The sequence below is a fragment of the candidate division KSB1 bacterium genome, from assembly GCA_034506255.1.
Classification (GTDB): Bacteria; Zhuqueibacterota; Zhuqueibacteria; order Zhuqueibacterales; family Zhuqueibacteraceae; genus Coneutiohabitans; species Coneutiohabitans thermophilus.
Window position 1 is genome coordinate 549,434 of the sequence record JAPDPX010000004.1, and the last position, 21,247, is coordinate 570,680.

Consider the following 21,247-nt stretch of genomic DNA (forward strand, 5'->3'; position numbering starts at 1 on the left):
GGCCGGGCGGTCGTGGACGGGCATTCGGGCGTTTCCAAGTCTCGCGGTTCACGCCGCGTTGAGCGATGTCTGTCTGCGAACTTGCAGCTTCGACCATACGGTCACGTAACGGCTTTACAGGTAGCCGAGGTTGCGCAATTCATTTTCGCGGTCGCGCCATTTTTCCTTGACGGCGACAAACAGTTCCAGGTAAACGGGCTTGCCGATCAACGCTTCCAGCTCTTCGCGTGCGAGCTTGCCCACTTCCTTCAAGGCACTGCCGCGCTTGCCGATCATGATGCCTTTTTGCGATTCGCGCTCGACGTAGATGACGGCCCGGATGAAATCCTTGTGATTGGGCCGCTCGATGAATTCCTCGACCACCACACTGGTGGAATAGGGTATTTCCTCGCCGTAGCGCAGGAAGATTTTCTCGCGCACGATTTCCGCAGCCAGGAAGCGCTCGGGATGGTCGGTGATTTGGTCGGTGGGGTAAAAGGCCTCATGCTCGGCGAGCCAGTTTTCCAAAACGCCGGCGAGCCGGTCGATGCCGTCTCTTTGCAGCGCCGAGATCGGCACGATTTCTTTGACGCCCGGGCGGTCACGCAGACCGGCAATGATGGGCAGCAGCAGCTCCTTGTTGATCTTGTCGATCTTGTTGATCGCGACGATGATGGGGCGGTTGGTGTCGGCCAGGCGGTCGAGAATCTTGGCATCCATGGCGGAGAGCACGGGGTCCGGCTCGATCAGCATGAGCTGCACATCCGCTTCACGCATCGCCGTGTATGCCGCACGCACCAGGGCATGCTGCAACTGGTAACTGGGCTCCAGAATGCCGGGCGTGTCAAAAAAGATCATCTGGCTGTGCGGCCGGTTGAGAATGCCGAGAATGCGTCTGCGGGTGGTTTGCGGTTTGGGGGAGACGATGGACAGTTTGAATTGGAGCAGGGCGTTCAGCAAGGTGGATTTGCCGACGTTGGGTTGGCCGATGATCGCCACATAGCCGGCGCGAAAGGGAACCTGCTCGCCGGCACCGGCGGAGGCGGCGACTGCTTCGGATGATTTCATGCTCTCGGAATTTCTGCCATTGCCGGAGGGTGCCAGCGACTCTTTGGCCTGCCACGCTGCTGCTGTTTTCACACTCATGGGACGAAGACGGAAACTAAAGTTGAACGTCCATGACGCGATACGACCCGCCGACCGTGGCTAGTCACCTGCAAACGTAGACGCTGCGAACATCCTGTGAGATGGGCGCGTTTTGAAACGGCGCTACGTTTATCTTTGTACCCACAGAATGTTTATTCGCCGAGAGCCGTGATAAATTTTTATTGCCGGTTTCGTCCCAAAAAGCCGAGACGCCGCGGACGGCGTCTCGAACATGCTGACTGTGTGTTGCAGTGAACAAGTCACTGCCGCGAAACTCTGCGGTCGAAAACCGCCACGCATGACCACGGCCTCGTCACGGGAGGGCTTTCATACCTTCCGCATCTGTTCGTTGCGGACACGATTCGGGTTGAGCGAGTTTGCCAGTTGCCTTTAGGTCCAAGCTCACGACCACCAACTGTCACTTCGGAAAATGGCGGGCGGGTGCGGCCAGGACACCCTCTTTCAGCGACGGGGGGTGCTTGCGCGCCGCGACTGCCGCCTGCGGCGTGGACGCGGAAATCGAAATAATCCACAGCAAACCACACAGAATCGTCATCATGACAGTCACAAAGAGAGACCTCTTCACCGCTCCTCCGCTAAGCTTGGTTCACTGCTCATAAGACAGGTGATCAATAAGCCTTTGCCATCAACACGCGCTGGGAGGAGGGCTTGCCGGTGATCAGGCAGCGCCCGGCCTCCTTTTTGCCCGCGAGCGGGATGCAACGAATGGTGGCCTTGGTTTCCTCCTGCAGGCGCTCTTCCGCCTCGCGCTCACCGCACCAATGCGCCCAATAAAAACCACCGTGTTCCTCAATGGCCTGCTTGAACTGCTCGTAGTCATCAATCACATAGGTGTTGCGTTCCCGAAAGGCCAGCGCGCGCTCGAAGAGTGCCTGTTGCATCGCCGCCAGCTCGCGCGGGATCTCCTCGGCCAGCACGGTTTGCGGCACCACACGTTTCTCCCCCAGGTCGCGGCGCACGAGCACCACCGTGCCCTGCTGCACGTCTTTCGGCCCGAGCTCGACGCGCAACGGCACGCCGCGTTTCTCCCATTCATTGAATTTGTAACCCGGCCGGTAGTTGTCGCGGTCGTCGATCTTGAAGCTGAACCGGTCCTTCCACTCGGCGGTCAACTGTTGGGCGCGCTGCAGCACCAGCGCCTTTTCCTCCTCCTTGCGCCAGATCGGCACCAGCACCACGGACAACGGCGCCAGCCTGGGCGGCAGCACCAGGCCGTTGTCATCGCTGTGCGTCATGATCAGCGCGCCAATCAGGCGGGTGGAGACACCCCAGCTCGTCGCCCATACATATTCGAGCGTACCCTGTTCATTGAGATACCTGACATCAAAGGCCTTGGCGAAGTTTTGCCCGAGATGATGCGAGGTGCCAGCCTGCAGGGCCCTGCCATCCTGCATCATGGCCTCGATGCAGTAGGTACGCAATGCCCCCGCAAACTTCTCCTTCTCGGTCTTGATGCCGGCGATTACCGGTATTGCCATATACTCTTCGGCAAACGTCCGGTAAACTTCCAGCATCTGCAACGTTTCCCGCTCTGCCTCCTCAAAGGTGGCATGTGCGGTGTGGCCTTCCTGCCAGAGGAATTCCGTGGTGCGCAGGAACAGCCGTGTGCGCATCTCCCAGCGCACGACGTTGGCCCATTGATTGATCAGAATCGGCAGATCCCGATAGGATTGAATCCACTTGCGGTACATCGACCAAATGATCGTCTCCGAGGTCGGGCGTACCACCAGCGGTTCCTCCAGCTTTTTGCCGCCGCCATGCGTGACCACGGCACACTCCGGTGCAAAACCCTCCACATGTTCGGCTTCCTTCTGCAAAAAGCTCTCGGGTATGAACAGGGGAAAATAGGCATTTACGTGGCCGGTATCCTTGAACAGCTTGTCCAGGCCGGCCTGAATTTTTTCCCAAATGGCGTAGCCATTCGGCCGGATGACCATGCAGCCCTTTACCGGCGAGTAGTCGGCCAGTTCGGCGGCGGCGATGACATCAGTATACCAACGGGAGTAGTCTTCAGATCGTTTGGTAATGCGTTCGCCACGTCCTGTTAGTTGCTCTTCGGTGGTTTTCGCGGTGTCCATGAGTCCTGAAATTCAAGTTTAAAAAAAGAAGGACAGCCATTTTCCGCATGCTGTCCCTTCCTGGGTTCTAAAAACTGGCGGCAAATATACCATTCCGGCTTGGGATTGTCAAGCCGAATTTCCTTGCGGGGTTGATATGTGGACGAATGAATACCTGCGCAGGATGGCTCTGACAGCCGGATGCGGATAAAGCTTGCGTGGACATATGGCAGGGAAGCAGTGGGCGATAGTGGGATCGAACCACCGACCTCTGGTATGTGAGACCAGCGCTCTGACCAGCTGAGCTAATCGCCCATGTTTTTTAATTGACGGGCGCCAAAATAGGGATTGAGGCTTCAAAAGTCAAGCGAAATGTCGGGCGGAGGGTGGCAAAGACGGCTGCGCGTGCAGGGGCTCAACCATAGCGCCCTTCAATATATTCCGCCGTGCGCGGATCCCGGGGAGTGAGAAACAGATCTTCGGTCCGGCTGTGCTCGATCAGCTCGCCGAGCAGCATGAAAATGCATTCATCGCTCACCCGGCGCGCCTGTGCCATGTTGTGGGTGACGATGACGATGGTATAGCGTCCCGCCAACTCGAACATCAAATCTTCGATGCCGCGGGTGGCTTCGGCGTCGAGCGCGGAACACGGCTCGTCCATCAGGATGATTTCTGGTTTGAGCGGCAGCAGGCGGGCAATGCACAGCTTTTGTTGCTGCTCCAATTGCAGGTTCGTCGCCCGCACATGAAGCTTGTCCTTCAAATCCCTCCACAGCGAGACATCCTGCAGTGCCTGCTCCACCGCGGCATCGAGCCGGGATTTCTCCAGCTCCCGGCGGCGGGAATGAAGACGCAGGCCAAACACGATGTTTTCGTACACCGAGATCGGCAGGGGATTGGGCCGTTGAAACACCATGCCGATGGCTTTGCGCAGCTCGGGCAGGGAGACATCCGGGTCGTAGATGTTTTTGCCGAGCAGTCTGATCTCGCCGGTGGTGGTAACGTTGCCGTAGCGCTCGTTGACGCGGTTGAAACAGCGCAGCAGCGTGGTCTTGCCGCAGCCGGAAGGCCCGATCAAAGCGGTGATCAACCCGCTTTTGACCTTCAGGTTGATGTTGTTGAGCGCCTGAAAGTTGCCATACCACAGGCTGAGGTTGGTGGTGACGATGCTGTAGGCTGCAGTTTCACTCATCCGAAGATTCCGTTGACATAATCATATGTCTTTTGGCTCGCCGGTGTGTCGGAGAAGATCACCTCATTGCGGTCGATCTCCACCAGTTCGCCGTTGAGCAGGAAGGCGGTGCGATCGGCCAGGCGGCGTGCCTGTTGCACGAGGTTGGTGACCAGGATGATGGTGATCTGCGAGCGCAGCTCTTTGAGCACGTCTTCAATGCGCATGGTGGTCACCGGATCGACCGCGATGGAAAACTCATCCAAACAGAGGATTTCCGGCTGATGGGAGAGGGCGCGGGCGATGGTCAGGCGCTGCTGCTGCCCGCCCGAAAGTTTGGTGCCCAGGCTCTGCAGCCGGTCCTTGACTTCGTCCCACAAGGCCGCCTGCCGCAGGCAGCGCTCGACGATCTCGTCCAGCTCGGCCTTGTTGCGCACGCCCGCCATGCGCGGTGCAAACGCGACATTGTCATAGATCGACAGCGGCAGGCCAACCGGCAGGGGAAACACCATGCCCACCTTGCGCCGCAGTTCGAACACGTTTTTGATCCGGCGGATGTCCGTGCCGTTGATCTTCACCTCGCCCAGCACCTGGCTGCCGGCGACGAAGTCGATGGTGCGATTGATCACCTTCAACAGCGTGCTCTTGCCCGACTGCGCCGGACCGATAACCGCGAGAATCTCGTTGCGAAAAACGTCCAGTGAAATGCCGCGCAGCGCCACCGTCTGGCCATATTTCACGACGAGATTGGAGATTTCGATCTCCTTGGGTTTCGACTCTTGCACGGCGATTCCTCTCACAAGGCCGCAACTTCTGCGGGCATGCAGCAAGTCAGAACTTCATTGTGGCCGCCGGACTCACAGCGCGAGGGCCGGGCCCGTTGCCCGGTGCGGGAAGGCCGGTGGACGGTTTTCACCATTTCTTGCGGGAACGAAGATAAACGCGCAGCCCAATGGCCAGGGCATTGACCAGCAGCACGGTCAACAGCAACACCACGGCCGTGCCGTAGGGCAATGCTTTCGGCACATCCGGCACCTGGGTGGAGATGGTGAACAGGTGCATCGACAGGGCCATGCATTGGTCGAACAAATTGTAGGCGAAAAGATCGCCCTCGGGAATGGCTTTGAAGAAGACGGCGCCGGTGAACATGATGGGTGCGGTCTCCCCGGCGGCGCGTGAAACCTGCAGAATGATGCCGGTGAGAATGCCGCTGATCGAATTGGGCAGCACGATGTGCCGGATGGTTTGCCAGCGCGTGGCGCCCACGTTCCAGCAGGCCTCCCGGAAGGCCTGGGGCACCGATGCCAGCGCCTCCTTGGTGCTGGCGATGATCACCGGCAGCGTCATGATGGCCAGCGTCAACGAGGCCGCCAGGATCGACCGCCCCATGCCCGCAAACAAAACGAACGCGCCGAGGCCGAACAGCGCATGCACGATGCTCGGCACACCGGCGAGATTGACCACCGCGAGATTGACGATGCGGTTGAGCCAGTTGTCACGCGCATACTCGTTGAGATAAACCGCCGCCAGCACGCCTATGGGGGCCGCGATCAGCAGCGAAATCCCGACGAGATAGATGGTGCCCAACAGCGGCGCCCAAATGCCGCCCGCCCGCATGCCGCGCACCGGATTGGAAAGCAAAAAGTCGATCGACAAAATCGGCGCCGCCTGAGAGAACAGATAGCCGACAATCATCAACAACGGCGTGATCATCAGCAGCGTCATGACCAGAAAGACAGACTTGGCCAGCAGCTCGGCGCGCTGGTTCTTGCGCACCATGGCGGTGGCGGCAAAAGTATGACGCGGGTCCGGTACCGGCGCAGCCGGCCGCTCGCTGGCCGAACCGGACGGCAGGTGAATCCCGGCGGCGGCAGTGCGGTTGGAGGCAGAGTGCGGTTGAGGATTCATGATCTTTCCAAATTGAGAGAGGCCATCTGCGAAAACAAGCAATCGGCCAGCCTTGTCATGCCTGGCCGCACGCCAGCAGCGTATCGGCGGGAATCATGTAGCCCCTCAAGCTGAAAATTGCGGCATCAAAGGCCGTGCTGAGATTGTCGCGCGCTCGGATACCGCGTCCGGCCTGCAGTCTCGAGCAGGGGATCGCAACGATCATTGTGGTTGCAACGCCGCAGAGGATCATTCATTTCGCCCAGCGCAGGCCGGCCGCCTGCTGCTGCAGCGGCCCGGTCCACCCACGAGTGATTTGCTTCCAATCTCACCTTCCCCGAATCCCGCGCACCACCAGGTCAGCGACCAGATTCACAATAAAGGTAATCGTGAACAGCAGGATGCCGATGATGAACAACACCTGGTAATGCTCGGAGCCCACCGGCGCTTCGCCCAGCTCCGCCGCGATGGTGGCGGTCAGGGTTCGCACAGAATCGAGCAGGCTGTGAGGGATATTGACAGCGTGGCCGGTGGCCATGAGCACGGCCATGGTTTCGCCGACACCACGGCCGATGCCGAGCAGGACGGCCGCCAGCAGTCCGTTCTTCGCGGCCGGCAACAGCACGCGAAAGACCACCTGCCAGCGGGTTGCACCCAGGGCCTGCGCCGCCTCGCGATACGAATCCGGCACTGCTTTCAGGGAATCTTCGCCGATGGAGACAATGATGGGCACGCTCATCAGGGCCAGGATAATGCCGCCGTTCAGCACGTTCAAGCCAATGGGTGCATCAAAGAGTTTGATGATGAGCGGGTTCATCACGGTCAGGCCGATAAAACCCCACACCACCGAAGGGATGGCCGCCAGCAGCTCAATGACGATTTTGAGTGTTTCTTTGGCCCCGGGGCCGCAGAACTCCGAAATGAAAATCGCCGCCCCCAAACCGAAGGGTACGGCGATGAGCATGGCCAGAGCCGTGACACTGAAGGTGCCGGCCATCAATGCCAGAACGCCATAACGCTTGTTGGCGGCCGAGGTCGGATACCATTCCGCGCTGGTGAGAAATTCCCTCAAATCCAGCCCGGTGAAGAGATAACCTGCGCCCTCGCGGAACACGAAAACGAAAATCGAGGCGACAAAGATGATGGCGCTGATGCCGCAAAACCAAATTAACGCTTCGATGAAGCGTTCAATCAGCGTTTCGAAACGGCGGCGGTTCATCATTCAGGGATTTCCTGCACTTTCACTGCCGGCGCCCGTCTTGTGCGGAATCGGCACATAGCCAGATTCCTCCACGAGTTTCTGCCCGGCCTCCGAGTGAATCCAGTCCAAATAGCGCTGCACATGCGGAGCGGGGGAACCGGAGGCATACATGTACAACGGCCGCGCGATGGGATAGGTCTGATTTTGCGTGTTGGCGACCGTCGGGGGATATGCGGTTTCACCAGCGGCACGCGCCACGCGCAACATTTTTACCTCGGGGGTGGCGTACCCCATGCCACTGTAGCCGATGGCACAGGGTGTCTTGCCCACCAGCTCGACCACATCTTTGGAGCCGTTCATGTCCACCGAGCCCAGTTTAAAATCCAGTGTCTGGCCTTTGGCGTGACTGATCGCCTCGCGGAAATACTCGTAGGTGCCGGAATTGGATTGCCGACTGACGCGAATGATCTCATCCTTGGGACAGCCGGGATTCGTCACGCCCAGTTGCGACCATTTGGTGATCGTGCCGCCAGCCCCGTAAATTTCGGCCAATTGTTCCAGAGTGATCTCTTCCAGGGGATTGTCCTTGTGCACATAGACCGCCAGGGCATCATAACCGACGATGTATTCCACCGGCTCCCTGCCCGTGTTGGCGCGGGCACGCTCGCTCTCATCCGCATGAATCTTGCGGCTGCTGTTCGCCAGATCCACCGTGCCGTTGATGAGCGCGGCGATGCCGGTGCCGGAGCCGCCGCCGGAAACTTCAACGGAAACGGTGGTGTCGACCGTGGCGTACACTTCCGCCCAGTGTTGTGCCAGATTCACCATGGTGTCGGAACCGGCGTTTTGGATGGTCAATTTTTCGACTTTTTTGCCGCCTCCGCCACAACCGGGCAGCGCCCAGCCCATCGCCGCGGCGATCACCACCGCAAACCGCCAGTTGACAGAACAATTTTTCATGCTGCACTCCTCCCTTTCACGTGGTTAACTTTTGCAACCAATGCTGCCGGGTGTGTTGTCCCTGCCCGCGCCGCGGCCGCTCAGCTTTTTTCGTCGCCCAGGATGGCGTGCACAAGATCGCGGATGTGTGTTTCCAAATACTGATAGGCCTTCTCATGAGCCTGCTGCACCTCAGCGGGCGAGCCCTGCACCGTCGCCGGGTCCTGCACCTCCCACAAGATGCTCACCGTTTTGGTCGGGGGGGGTGGAAACGCCACCTGCGCGGCTGCGGTGAGTGCCACGATCACTTGATAGTGCTCGAGATTGACGATTTGATTGACGTACTTCGAGCTGTGTCGTGACAGATCGAAGCCTTTTGTGGCCATGAACTGAAGCGTGGCTTCCGCGAGAGGTTTGGGCATGATGCCGGCGCTGCTGAAGATGAACTTGGAAATGCCCAGGTGGTTGCCGATCGCCTCCGCCATCTGGCTCAAACTGGCATTGTTCTCATCCACGAACAGCACGCGAAAGACTTCCCCGCCCTTGTGCTTGATGTATTTGCCGGTGCACATGTACAGCACTTCTTCGCAGATGTTGCAGGCTTGATCGGCCACCCGCTCGAAGCGGCTGGCAATCAACATCAGGGGGGCAAGCGCCTCCAGCGGCAACTCGCCGTTCTCGCGCAGATGCACCAGCTCGGCATTGATGGCATTGCGGATGGCGTCGACCCGGTCTTCCATTTCCAGCGTGGCCAACGCCAGTTCCTGGTTCTGATCGATGAAGGCCTGCATGGCATTGCGCAACATCGGAATGGCGAGGTTGGCTATTTCCAGGAAGCGGCTGTAGGAGGGCTGCAGGGTCAGCGCGCTGATGCTTAGAAACTGCCGCGCGATGCTCTCGGCATAATCGCCGATGCGCTCCAGTTCGTTGTTGATCTTGATCACCGCATAGACGAAACGCAGTTGCCCGGCGACCGGTTGTTGCCGCACCAAAAACTCCAGGCACAGTCGGTCGAGCTCCTTTTCCATCTCATCGATGTATTGGTCGCGCAGGATCACCGAATAGGCGATTTGCCGATTGTGCTCGACCAGCGCCTGCAGACTCGCCTTGAGCGCGTTCTCCGCAAGCGTGGACATCTCGATCACTTTGCGGCGGATCAAATCCATATCACGTTGCAGGCTGATTTCATAATGGGAATTCATCTCCGCTTCTCCTTGTGCCCGGACGGTGGAATGGCCGTAAGGTCAAACGTGCCGGCGGCTGCGGGTGTCGTCCGCCGGGGAGACACCGGTTGCAGCTCACGCCGCAGCCTCTGTCCAAATCGGCGAGGTATATGTGAAAAATCCGTCAAAGAGTCAAGCCCCTTCCGGGAGCGGCCCGGGGCTCGGAGAAGGTGATGCGGAAAGCTCCTGTTTGCGGGCGCCACAGCGCTCAGCGGTGGCGGTGCTTGATGGTGCGTGCCTCCACCATGTAAACGACCTCTTCTGCGATGTTGGTGGACAAATCTGCAATTCGTTCGAGATTCCTGCTGACCAGAATCAGTGACAACCCGCCGGCAATGCGGCGTGCCTCGCCGGTCATGTAGTCGATCAGCACGCGCAGGATGTGCTGGTTGAGGGCATCCGCCTCGTCGTCGCGCCGGCACACGGAGACCGCCACCGTCGCTTCGCGATGCACGAAAGCATCGATGGCATCGCGCACCATGAGCTGCGCCAGGCCCGCCAGCCGCGGAATTTCCGGCGGCAACTCCAGCACCGGCTCCTGCAACAGCGTCAGGGTGTTGCCGGCGATGTTGACGGCATGATCACCGATGCGTTCGAGATCGTTGTTGATTTTGAGCGCCGATACCACCGTCCGCAGTTCGCCGGCTGTCAGGCGCTGGCGCGCGAGCAGAGTGACGCACAGCTCTTCGATCGCCAGCTCGCGCCGGTCGAGCTGCAAATCATCAGTGATGACTTTTTGAGCCAGCGCGGCATCGCGCTGTTGCAGGGCTTGAATCGACAACTCCACCGCCTTTTCCGCCAGCGACGCGAGATACAGCAATTCGCTCGGCAGACCGGCCAACTCTTCAAAATTATGGTGCAAGACTGACTTTTGCATGACACGTACTCGCGCGCCCGCCGAGTGCACCGGCGCTTGGGCTTGCCACAGCCGTCCAGGATACCGCCGATTTACGAAAAATAGTAACGATCACAGATTAGCGTGGCGTGAATGCTCCGTTAAGAGCAAGTTAAAAAATGAAATTGATCTGTGAGCGCACCTGCAAAACCGACTGCCCCCCTGTCTGCAGCGGCTTGTCCCACTCGCCATTGATCTGCAACCGGCTGCTCCTGCCGAAGTGGATTGCCGGTCCGAAGCGCACTCCGATAAATTCATTGTCCTGGCGGTCATCAGGTTCGAGATAACAAACACTCGCCGCCAGCTCCAGGGCATCCAGACCACCCAGGCCGGCGAGGGGATGACTCAGTCTGGCCAGCCAGCGCCCACTGAGATCCGCCAAAAGAAACTTGGCCGCGCTGCCGCCTGCCACCTCGCGCGCAAGTTTGCCGACCCCCACCCCGCCTTCAAGGTCGAATTGTGTCTTCTTGTCGTGGTGAAGATAAAGTCCGACATCCGGGGCGAGCAGCGTCTGCATGCCGGCGACAGTCACGTTGCCCCCCGCTGTTTGTGTGAGGCGGGTCACGCGATTGGCCGCCGCCGAAACGCCGATGTGCACGCGCTCACCGAGGGGCAGGTTGAGGCGGCCGGTGAGCAACTTGCCATTGTTCACAAAGTCGCTCTTCGGCCGGCCGGCATCTTCGCGAATGCCCTCCCCCGCGCCATTGGAAATATTCAGCGCAATCTGCAGCCCGCGCTCCGGCCGCCGGCCGAATTCCAGGCCAATTTGGCGGGCGGAAAAATTGTTGACCACCAGAAACTCTGCCGCTGCGCTGCGTTCGATCAGCAGCAGATTAGTGGAGGACCGCAGCTCCTCGCGCCACACCGGCACTTTGAACTGGCCAAAACGCAGGTAAAAACTGTTGGCCAGTTTGATTCTGCCTTCGGCGTCCTTGAGGCGCGGGCTGTTGTCTCGCACCTCGATCTGCATCGTGGCGTCGACGAAGGCATTGAGCCGTCCCCGTGCCGATAATCGGCCACGCCGCATGCGGAACCCATTGTCGGTCACCCGGCTGTCGCCGGTGAAATCAGGGTTGTAGAGGTGTTGCAGTTGAATGGAACCGGCGAGCTCCCACGATTCCGCATGGCGTGATTTGACTTCTTGAGAGAAATTGGAAGTGGCAGAAAGCAAAACGCATAATCCGGCTGCCAGGCAAGCACCGGGGCGTTGCTGCATAAATTCCTCCTCTCCTCAAATCAACAAGCTGTTGGGCACGCTTGCTGAATGCATTGTGAGTTGCGGAATTTTCGGCGGGATGTTTTATTCCATCAGCCGGAATCCCGCAGCCGCAGTGGGTGTAGTGAGCCAAAGCCTGGACAAAAAGCGACAACCACTCAGTCAGGTTAAAAAATTTTCAACAAATTATTAAGAAAAGAATAATATAATGTTATTGGTAGATTAAGAGTATGTTAAGAATTGCCTGGCCTCCTTGCTGCAGCAATATTTTCCAGCGAGGAACGTAACAGAAAAGCAGGCAGGTAAGCCAAAACAAGAGGAAACTGTCACAAAGGTGGCTTGTGTGGTGCTGTTCAAATGCAGTCTTTTTCAGTCAGGCATGACTCATGGCACTAAAAAGTGCCGACTGCATGGATGCCCCACAAAGGGGGGTACAATTTTCATTGTGGAAGAGTGCCGTAAGCGGCATGGCAAATCACAAATAAGGAGGGGGAACACCGGGATGGACAGTTGCGCGCCAACGCAGCACCTCCGGCCGCAGGCGCGGGGATCTCACAGAGAAAGGATCTGTCTCAATCTTTGATGAGATTGCGTTTCAGCGAAAAGCTGAATACTGAACCTTTGCCCACTTCGCTCTTAACCTTGACGTGGCTGCCGTGTGCTTCCACGATGTGTTTGACGATGGCGAGGCCCAGGCCCGTGCCGCCCACATCGCGTGAGCGCTCACGATCTACGCGATAGAAGCGTTCGAAAATACGGGGCAAATGCTCGGCGGGGATGCCGCGGCCGGTATCCGCTACGTAGATCTCGACCTCCTTCTTATTGATTTGATAGCCGAGTTCGACCCGGCCGCCAGGCACGTTATACTTGATGGCATTGCTGGCGAGGTTGGTGATCACCTGTGTCAGGCGTTCACGGTCACCCAGCGCAATTACTGAGCCGAGATCGGCGCCATTTTTCAAACTGACGGTGACCTCGTATTGGTTGGCCTGGTTTTGCAAATCGGGGATTTGGCGCGCCAGCCATTCCGCTACATCAAAATAGCGGAAGCTCATTTTCATCTCGCCGGATTCGATACGCGAGATGTCAATCAGATCGGTGAGCAGATTGTTCAGCCGGCCGGCCTGGCGATAGGCTTTTTCCAGGAACATGCGCTGCGTTTGCGGCTCGTTGACACTGCCATACAGCAGGGTTTCGAGATAGCCCTGCAGCGCGAAAATCGGGGTGCGCAGCTCATGCGACACATTGCCGAGAAACTGCGTGCGCATGTTTTCGAGTTTGTGCATCTGCTTCAAATCGTCGCGCAGTTTGGCCAGCATTTCATTGAGCAAATCCGCCAGGTCGCCGATTTCATCATTGGAGCTGCGCTGGAAGTGGGCGTCCAGGTTGCCCATCCTCACTGCATCGACGACTTCCGCCAGCCTGTGGATGGGGTCGGTCAGGCGCCGTGCCACCCAATACCCCGCCACTGCGGTGAGCAACAGGGCCAGGCTGCCGCCGGCAAGGATCTGCCAGCGCAGCTCCCGCACCGCTGCTTCAATCTCGGTGAGCGGCACCGCCAGGCGCAGGCAGGTTACCTGTTTGAGCAATCCCGTGCCGGCCCGTGCCGGCGCGACCAGCTTGGCGACATAAAACAAGCGGGTGGGAACCGTGTCGCTCTGTCGCTCTGCGCGGCCCATGCCCGTGGCACGCGCCTGCACCACTTCCGGGCGGTCAAAATGGTTGGTCAGGCGGTCAAGCGAATCGCGCGGCACGTGCGAATCAAAACGCAACACGCCGCTGGAATCGATCAGGGTGAGGCGGATGGCACCCGCGCCGGCATACTCGACCAGCTTGCCGTAGTCCAGCTCGCCGGATGGCGCGGTGAAGGCGCCATTGGCCAGCAAGAACTCGATTTCATCCAGTTGAATTTTCAACTGCTGAAACAGACGATCCTTGTAGTACCTTTGCAATTCGAAGTCGGTGATCACACTGGCGGCAGCGGTGATCAGCGCCAGCAGGGCAAGGTGTGTGAGAAACAGCTTTTTGCGCAGGGGAATCTTCATACGCAGCCGGACGGCCGGGGAAAAGTCATGACGCAGCGAAGCGGGCGCCTGCACCCGGCCGCCTCAATTCTCCGCCTTCATGCGATAGCCGACACCCTTGATGGTTTCAATCAAGTGCATGTTCTGTTCGCCGAGCTTCTCGCGAATCTTGCGAATGTGCACATCGATGGTGCGGTCGATCACCACCACGTTGTCCCCCCAGATTTCGTTGAGCAGGGTCTCCCGCGTGATGACACGGCCCGGTCGCTCCGCGAGGAACACCAGCACTTCGAACTCCTTTTTGGTGAAGGGCACCTCGCGGCCGCCGACACGCACGGAATAGTTGAGCGTGTTGATCTGCACCTCGCCGAAATTCAGCACTTCCGGCCGTCCGGCAGCGGGCGGCAGCGCGCGGCGCAACGTCATCTTGACGCGTGCCAGCAGCTTGCGGATACTGATGGGCTTGACAATGTAGTCATCCGCGCCCAATTCGATGCCCACCACCTCGTCGATTTCGCTGGCGCGCGCGGTCAGGAAGATCACCGGGATGTGCTGCGTCTCCGGACTTTGGCGCAGCTCGCGCATCACCTGCCAGCCGTCCTTGCCGGGCAGCATGACGTCCAGGATGATCAAATCGGGCAGGGCAGAGTGCGCCAGGTTGAGCGCCTGCACGCCGTCACGCGCCTGCAGCGTGGTGTACCCCTCGGTCTCAAGATTGTATTTGATCAAATCGAGAATGTCCTGTTCATCATCGACAATCAGGATTTTTTTCGGCATGATGATGCCCTCGTTTCATTGGTGGATGCCGCGACGATATTCGTCATACAGAATGTGAATCAGGCCGTCGGACAAGCCCACTTGCGGCACGTGGATTTCCGCGATGTCGGCCCATTTCATAATCGTCAGGTAAATGCGGCCGGCCGGGACGATGACGTCGGCGCGATCAGGCTTCAGCCGCAATTGTTCGATGCGCTCTGCGAGCGTGTGTGACTTCAGCAGGGCGTACAGCGCGCGCAGCTTCTTGTAGGTGAGCGGCTTGCCCTCGCGCTGCTCGGCGAGGCTGAAATACTTGTTGATGTTGCCGCCGGTGCCGATGGCCGCCAGCGGCCGGTGCCCCGCGGATACCGTTTTCACCCAGACTTTCAGCGCCTGCCAGGCGGAGGGCGACACCAAATTACCGAGCAGGCGCACCGTGCCGATGTCGAAAGAGGCCGACGCCACGACGCAATTTTCCGAGAACAGCGTCAATTCCGTGCTGCCGCCGCCCACATCGATATAGAGATAAGAAGTGCCCCCCTGCAGTCTTTCCGCCACATGGTTGGAATAAATCACCTCGGCTTCCCGCTTGCCCGTTATGATCTCCACGGCAATGCCGGTTTCTGCCCGTATGCGATCACAAATTTCGCGGCCGTTGGCCGCCTCGCGGATTGCCGAGGTGGCACAGGCGCGGTAGGCCAGCGGCCGTTGCGTTTCGAGCAGGTATTTGAACGCGATCATGGTCTTCAGCAAATCATTGGCCTTCTCTTCCGGCAGACGGCCGTGGGCAAACACCTCCGTGCCCAGGCGCAACGGCACGCGAATGAGGGAATCCTTTTGCACCACCGGCTTGGCGCTGTCGGCAACCACGTTCGCAAAGAGCAGACGCACCGCGTTGGAGCCGATGTCGATGGCTGCGAATTTCAACAGTTGTCCTCGCATGCTGGCATGGTTCATTAAAATGACCCGGACCCTGCACAAAGGGCAGGCGGCATCGTGCGGGGCTCCCCCTGCTTTTCAACTGCACCGGTCAACTGCACCGGCATGGCCCCGGCTGCTGGACGGGCCAGTTTAATGATTTTTTTCATCAAATGAAATATTCCGCAAGGTGCACACCATTGCGAGCCGGCGAGTCGCCTGCTCCAACAACTCAACCGCGGGAATGTGCAGCAACTGCACTGGGACAACAGAGCCGGCAAATAGCACGCCCCGCCATGATCATTTATAAAGTTCAAATGAAAAAAGAATGAAGAAAAAGTTAATTGTAGATGAAAAGTCCTCTCCCGCCTGCGGACTCTCCCTGGCCGCGAGAATCCGGAAAGAGCCCGCCCCGTCGGACACGAAAGCGAGGCAGCCCATGCCCGGCAGTTAACGCTTTTTTCATCTGTCTTTTATTCCGCCATGATCTGCAGCGAATATCTTTATACAGGAATTTCAATGGGACAGGTTGCCGCCCGACCATCCCGTCACCTCCTGAAGCAGTCAGATGCTGGTCTCGCACACCTCGCCACCTGCTCGATCTTCCAGTTTTTCAAGGTCACACCCCCACGCCAGAGGAGAGTTCCAGGTATGTCCCATACCGCGATCGCGAAATGCTCCCGGCTGGACGCCAGCCAGTCTCCTTCGTCTTCCTCACCCAGCGTTTCCTTCAAAATCACGGCAGCCGGGTCGCATGTCCGCGGCCAAATCATCTTGCAGGGTGCCATCACCGGAAAAAGCGTTTCCGCGCTGAAGAGTTTCTTCGAAAATATCACCGCCGCACCGGTAGCAAGCTGGCGCCTCGACATGAAGGGGCTGGAGCTGCTGAGTTTCGCAGGTCTGCGTCATCTCGCGCGTTTTGCCAGTGCCCGTCGCCGGAACGGCGCGGCAGTGCGGATTGTGGGCATTCACGAGAATATTTTTGCAACATTGCTCGATATGAAGCTGCTCGATCTGTTCCTCTGGGCGGATTGAAGCCAGAACCTGTTTTCCGAGGACGATCTGTTGTGAGCCAACTCTGCGATCTGTATGACCATGCCGGGAGCGACGACGACGCCATTGCCATTGCAGATGATTTGACCCTGGCCTGCCTGCTGCTGGTGAGCAGCGACCCGCAACAGGGCCTGGCCCGCAAACTGGAACTCGAATCGCAGGGCTACTATGTGATCTGCGCCCATCTTGCCACCGAGGCGCTGCAGCTCATGCAATGGATGCCCTTCGACCTGGTGATCGTTGATACAGTTTTGCCCGACATGCACGGCCTCGATCTCATCAGTCAGATCGCGGCGCGGACCCCGCACCTGCCCATTATCCTCGCTGCCCCCCCTTCTGATCTGGCACATGACTTTCGCTCCTGGACTGCCGATGCCGTTGTCGATCACACCAGCAGCGGGGCGTCATTGCTTGTCCACGTCATGACGCTGCTGCAGGGGCGCAAATGCGCACATTGACCCGCGCCTGCAGAATCTCTGAACTCCCTCCTGCACAGCCCCCCGGTCCAGGCATTAACCGATTTTTAATCTGTCAATCATTCCAGTTTAACTTTCGTGCGGTATACTGCCCGCGGGTTGCTTCAAAAATGTATCATTTCGCCTCATGAAGAAAAGGAGAGAGTATGATCACAAAAAAGCTTTTGTCAACCGGCGCGGCGCTGCTGGGTGCGGCGCTGGTGCTGGCCGGCACGCTGACCGCAGCGCCGGTCGGCGGTAAAATCAAAGGCCGGGTGGTTGATGCACAAACCGGTGAGGCCCTGCCGGGGGTCAATGTGGTGATCGAAGGCACGACCATGGGTGCCGCCACAGATATCGAGGGCATGTATGTCATCTCCGGCGTCGCTGCCGGCAAACATGTCGTAGTAGCCTCGATCATCGGATATGCCAGGCTGCGTGTGACGGAGGTCGAGGTGCAGGAAGGCGGGATCACCAATTTGGATTTTTCGGTTCAACCCGAGGCGCTGCAGGCGGATGAAGTGGTGATCGAAGCCGTGGCGTTGAAAAATACTGAAGCCTCATTGCTCAAAAACCGGCAGAAAGCCGCTGCGGTGAGTGATGCCATCAGCGCCGAAGCAATCTCGCGCTCTGTCAGCAGCAGCGCCGCCGACGCCATGGAACAAGTTACCGGCGCTTCGGTGGTTGACGGCAAATACGTCTATGTGCGGGGCCTGGGTGACCGCTATATGAACACCCAACTCAATGGCGTATCGCTGCCCAGCGCCAACCCCGATCGCAACACGGTTTCACTTGATCTCTTTCCCGGCAAATTGCTCGACAACATCGTGACCGTGAAAACGTTCACGCCGGACAAGCCCGGCAACTTCACCGGCGGAACAGTCGACATCGTCACCCGCTCCTATCCCGAAAAATTCTCACTGACCGTTTCGACGGCAACCTCGTTCAACACGCAAACCACTTTCAAAGATGATTTCCTGAGCGACCGCGGCGGCAGCAAGGACTGGCTCGGCTATGATGACGGCACGCGGGATCTGCCGGCCGTGGTGAATGGTTCAGCCAGCGTAATTCCGAGCATTGGCGCGGCCTTCAGCGATCCGCGGCAGGCATACGCCCTCGATCGCGCTTCCAAGGCTTTTTCCTCGCAGATGGCGCCGACGTTCAAGCAGGCGCCCATCGATCAAAGCTATGCCCTGACGGTGGGCAATCAACTGACACTTTTCGACCGGCCGCTCGGTATCCTGGGCAGCTTGAGCTACAGTCGCAGCCTCTCCTCCTACCGTAACGGCATCACCGGTCAATACCAACTCACCGGCAAGGTGAGCGAAGTCAACGAACTCAACAATCTCTATCTGTTGAACGACCGCCGCAGCACCGACGAAGTGTTGTGGGGTGGATTGGTGAGCCTGTCCTACAAATTTTCCAAGAATCACGAACTTTCCAGCAACCTCATCTACAATCGCAGCGGTGAATCGCTGGCGCGTTATCAAAACGGTACCCTGCCCCGCGACTTGGGGATGGGTACCTTTTATGAGACGCGCGTGCTGCAATACACCGAGCGCGCGCTCGGCTCCGCCCAGTTCAGCGGCTCGCATTATCTCGCCAGCCTGGCCAACCTGCGGGTGGAATGGACCAGCTCGCTGACCAGTTCATCGCAGGACGAACCGGACCTGCGCTACTTCAGCAATGATTACACGCCGACCGACAGCCGCGTGATCTATTCGATCGCGCCCTCCAACTACTCCCGGCCGGTGCACTACTATCGCAATCTCGATGAAGAGCAGTGGGAGTCGAATCTCAACACCACCTTGTCATTCAAGCAGTGGGAAGGGCTGACGGCCAACCTCAAGATCGGCGGTTTGCACAGCCGCAAGGAGCGCGTCTTCCGTGAGCGCCGTTTCGAGTTTCACCAAACTTCGCTGGCGCGCTATCAGGGCGACCCTGCCGTCTTCTTCTCGCCGCAAATGGTCGGCATTGTTGACAGCAGCAACGGGCGCTATCGTTTCGGCAACTACATCGTCGATGCCAGCCAGTTGGCGAACAACTACGACGGCGACCAGCAGATCAGTGCATTTTTCGCAATGATCGATCTGCCGCTGTTTGCCCGGCTGCGCTTCATTGGCGGGGCGCGCTTTGAGACCACCGACATTTTCGTCGCCAGTCAGGATCCCCTGAAGGCCACCGGCAAGCTGGTCACCAAAGACTGGCTGCCCTCCGCCAATTTCGTTTACGAGTTGCAAGCGAATATGAATCTGCGGGCCGCCTATGGCCGGACCCTGGCCCGGCCCACCTTCCGCGAGCTGGCCCCCTTTGCTTCGTTCGATTTTGTCGGTGATTTCATTTTCGTGGGGAACCCGGAACTCAAGCGCACGCTGGTGGACAACTATGACTTGCGCTGGGAATGGTTTGCCCGTCCGGGTGAAATCTACGCGCTCAGCGGCTTCTACAAACGCTTCACGAATCCCATCGAGCGCGCCATCGTCTCCAACAACAACCAGGGCCAGTTCCAGAACGTGGCCGAGGCGGTGGTATACGGCGCGGAACTCGAAGTGCGCCAGCGTCTGGATGTGATCTCCCCCATGCTGCGCAACTTCCAACTGGGAGGCAATCTCACGCTGGTGCGTTCCACCGTGGACATCCCAACCAAAGAACTGCTGACCATCCTGCAGCTCGATCCCGAAGCCCGCGGCACACGCGAGCTGCAGGGCCAATCGCCATACATTCTCAATCTCGATGTGTCATACGACAACGTAGTGACCGGGACGGTGGCGGGTTTGTACTACAACGTCTTCGGCGAACGTCTTTCGGAAGTCAGTCTGGGCGGCACACCCAACATCTATGAGCAACCACGCGGCACGCTCGACCTGACAATTTCACAGCGCGTTTGGGGCGGGATAACCGTCAAAGCCGGCGGCAAAAACCTGCTCGACAGCAGCGTACGCAAGGTGCATCATTTCAAAGGCGTGGATTATGTTTCCCGAGAACACAAATTGGGGCGGACTTTCACCCTGGGCCTGACGTACAGCGTGGAATGAGGCACGCCGCCGGACGGCTGGCAGCAAGCACCCGGCCGGTGATTCCCCTCTGAGACGCGGCGGTTTTGCAGCAGCGCAGGACAAGAGGTTGCGAGTTTCCTTTTCATCATGAAGCGAGAGACCAGTGTGCTTGCGGGCCAACCCACCCGCAAGCCCTGGTCTCGCATCGCGCCCGCAGATTCCGCCCTGAGGGTTTGGGTTTCCGACGCGAGCCCGCCGCTCGCATCCATGCAAAGTGAACGATCGGGCAGCCGTCAAGGCAGCCGATGACAGTGATATATAAGGAGCATAAAGCATGAAAGCATTTTGCCTGCTTCTCACCTCGGCGCTTTTGACGCCAGTGATGGCACAACCCCAATTGTCGGATTGCAAACGGCTGTTTGAAAATGCCGACGCCTGCCGGGCAGTGAGGCTGGTGGACAGCACCTGGGTGGCAGAGGCGTGGGACGGCGGCTATGCCCCGGGCGAGGAAAAATTCCTCGGCCTGGTGCTGCAGCGAACCATCCCCTTCGAAGGCATCCATCTGAGCCTGTATGTTGGTGTCGATGCCAGCGGCACGATCACAAAAGTGGTCGTGAGCGAAACGCCCGCGGTGGAAGAGGAATTTCTCCGGCAATTTTCCGGCCGCAGCCGGAATGACAGCCTGTGGTTGGCACAGCGGACCGAAGACTTGTTGTTCGTGCCGGCGCCGATCAAAGCCATGCGTGGTCGTGAGCAGCTTTCCGCCGCCATCCTCCGGCATCTGCAGACCGCCTTGCAAGCGGTATCGCCTCCGTTCCGATGAGCGCGGCTGCGAATGTTGTCCAACAAACCATCTCTCCAAACTCGCAAGGGAGGTCCTTCATGTACCGCAAGGTTGTACCATTGTTACTGAGTTTGCCAATCTTGATCTTTGCCCAAAACCGCCCGATTGTCAATGTCACGGATGCCAGCATTGGTCCGGGGCAGAGCGTGACCTGGACGGCGGATAACGTCTATCTCCTGAACGGCTTCGTTTTTGTTGAAGAGGGCGCGACCCTCACCATCGAAGCCGGCACGGTAATCAAAGGCAAGCCCGGCCAGGGTGAAAATGCCAGTGCCTTGATCATCGCACGTGGCGGCAAGATTTTCGCGAACGGCACCGCCACCAACCCCATCATTTTCACCGCCGAGGCCGATGATGTCACCCGCTTCGACGATCTGCCGCTCGATGCCCGCGGGCTGTGGGGTGGTGTGATTATTCTCGGCCGCGCCCGCATCAATGTGGCCGGCGGGGAGGAAAACATCGAGGG

19 protein-coding genes and 1 tRNA gene are annotated in these 21,247 nt (G+C 58.7%); 5 read left to right on the forward strand and 15 right to left on the reverse strand.

All coding sequences use genetic code 11. The features are described 5' to 3' along the window. Nucleotides 1-114: 114 nt before the first annotated feature. The 15 genes from era to ONB52_10760 form a co-directional block, all read right to left on the reverse strand. On the reverse strand, nt 115-1,047 hold the full coding sequence (gene era, locus ONB52_10690) for a GTPase Era (GenBank protein MDZ7416604.1): 933 nt from the start codon (nt 1,045-1,047) through the stop codon (nt 115-117). A 496-nt stretch (nt 1,048-1,543) separates the two neighbouring features. Then, entirely contained in the window at nt 1,544-1,684 is a 141-nt protein-coding gene (locus ONB52_10695) for a hypothetical protein (GenBank protein ID MDZ7416605.1), read from the reverse strand. A 70-nt stretch (nt 1,685-1,754) separates the two neighbouring features. Then, a complete protein-coding gene (gene proS / locus ONB52_10700; GenBank protein MDZ7416606.1) occupies nt 1,755-3,224 on the reverse strand; it encodes a proline--tRNA ligase in 1,470 nt (489 codons plus the stop codon). A 220-nt stretch (nt 3,225-3,444) separates the two neighbouring features. Next, nucleotides 3,445-3,518: transfer RNA gene (locus ONB52_10705), tRNA-Val, on the reverse strand. A gap of 100 nt (nt 3,519-3,618) precedes the next feature. Continuing rightward, nucleotides 3,619-4,395, reverse strand: coding sequence for a phosphate ABC transporter ATP-binding protein (locus ONB52_10710; protein ID MDZ7416607.1), 777 nt, complete (start codon nt 4,393-4,395; stop codon nt 3,619-3,621). Further along, complete coding sequence (locus ONB52_10715; GenBank protein ID MDZ7416608.1) at nt 4,392-5,159, reverse strand: phosphate ABC transporter ATP-binding protein; 768 nt, start codon at nt 5,157-5,159, stop codon at nt 4,392-4,394. The genes ONB52_10710 and ONB52_10715 overlap by 4 nt, the downstream gene beginning before the upstream one ends. A gap of 127 nt (nt 5,160-5,286) precedes the next feature. Next, nucleotides 5,287-6,153 (reverse strand): phosphate ABC transporter permease PstA, encoded by an 867-nt coding sequence (pstA, locus tag ONB52_10720; protein MDZ7416609.1) that lies wholly within the window; start codon nt 6,151-6,153, stop codon nt 5,287-5,289. A gap of 436 nt (nt 6,154-6,589) precedes the next feature. Next, nucleotides 6,590-7,483, reverse strand: coding sequence for a phosphate ABC transporter permease subunit PstC (pstC, locus tag ONB52_10725; GenBank protein MDZ7416610.1), 894 nt, complete (start codon nt 7,481-7,483; stop codon nt 6,590-6,592). Further along, nucleotides 7,484-8,422 (reverse strand): phosphate ABC transporter substrate-binding protein, encoded by a 939-nt coding sequence (locus ONB52_10730; GenBank protein ID MDZ7416611.1) that lies wholly within the window; start codon nt 8,420-8,422, stop codon nt 7,484-7,486. An 80-nt stretch (nt 8,423-8,502) separates the two neighbouring features. Continuing rightward, complete coding sequence (phoU, locus tag ONB52_10735; protein MDZ7416612.1) at nt 8,503-9,603, reverse strand: phosphate signaling complex protein PhoU; 1,101 nt, start codon at nt 9,601-9,603, stop codon at nt 8,503-8,505. A gap of 229 nt (nt 9,604-9,832) precedes the next feature. Further along, nucleotides 9,833-10,501, reverse strand: a complete 669-nt coding sequence (phoU, locus tag ONB52_10740) for a phosphate signaling complex protein PhoU (GenBank protein MDZ7416613.1) — start codon at nt 10,499-10,501, stop codon at nt 9,833-9,835. A 130-nt stretch (nt 10,502-10,631) separates the two neighbouring features. Continuing rightward, a complete protein-coding gene (locus ONB52_10745; protein MDZ7416614.1) occupies nt 10,632-11,735 on the reverse strand; it encodes an OprO/OprP family phosphate-selective porin in 1,104 nt (367 codons plus the stop codon). 572 nt (nt 11,736-12,307) lie between these two features. After that, nucleotides 12,308-13,780, reverse strand: coding sequence for an ATP-binding protein (locus ONB52_10750; protein ID MDZ7416615.1), 1,473 nt, complete (start codon nt 13,778-13,780; stop codon nt 12,308-12,310). 63 nt (nt 13,781-13,843) lie between these two features. Beyond that, nucleotides 13,844-14,536, reverse strand: coding sequence for a response regulator transcription factor (locus tag ONB52_10755; GenBank protein MDZ7416616.1), 693 nt, complete (start codon nt 14,534-14,536; stop codon nt 13,844-13,846). Between the two features lie 15 nt (nt 14,537-14,551). Beyond that, nucleotides 14,552-15,457 (reverse strand): exopolyphosphatase, encoded by a 906-nt coding sequence (locus ONB52_10760; GenBank protein MDZ7416617.1) that lies wholly within the window; start codon nt 15,455-15,457, stop codon nt 14,552-14,554. 495 nt (nt 15,458-15,952) lie between these two features. On the opposite strand from ONB52_10760, the gene ONB52_10765 reads away from it, so the two are divergent. The 5 genes from ONB52_10765 to ONB52_10785 all read left to right on the forward strand — a co-directional run. Continuing rightward, nucleotides 15,953-16,468 (forward strand): STAS domain-containing protein, encoded by a 516-nt coding sequence (locus tag ONB52_10765; protein MDZ7416618.1) that lies wholly within the window; start codon nt 15,953-15,955, stop codon nt 16,466-16,468. A 32-nt stretch (nt 16,469-16,500) separates the two neighbouring features. Continuing rightward, nucleotides 16,501-16,944: a response regulator gene (locus tag ONB52_10770; GenBank protein ID MDZ7416619.1), complete on the forward strand. Its 444-nt coding sequence runs from the start codon at nt 16,501-16,503 to the stop codon at nt 16,942-16,944. 164 nt (nt 16,945-17,108) lie between these two features. After that, nucleotides 17,109-19,976 (forward strand): TonB-dependent receptor, encoded by a 2,868-nt coding sequence (locus ONB52_10775; GenBank protein MDZ7416620.1) that lies wholly within the window; start codon nt 17,109-17,111, stop codon nt 19,974-19,976. Between the two features lie 295 nt (nt 19,977-20,271). Next, the gene (locus ONB52_10780; protein ID MDZ7416621.1) at nt 20,272-20,760 is read left to right on the forward strand and encodes a hypothetical protein; all 489 of its coding nucleotides are present in this window, start codon (nt 20,272-20,274) and stop codon (nt 20,758-20,760) included. 59 nt (nt 20,761-20,819) lie between these two features. Continuing rightward, the coding region (locus ONB52_10785; GenBank protein MDZ7416622.1) for a T9SS C-terminal target domain-containing protein at nt 20,820-21,247 on the forward strand (428 nt) is incomplete at its 3' end.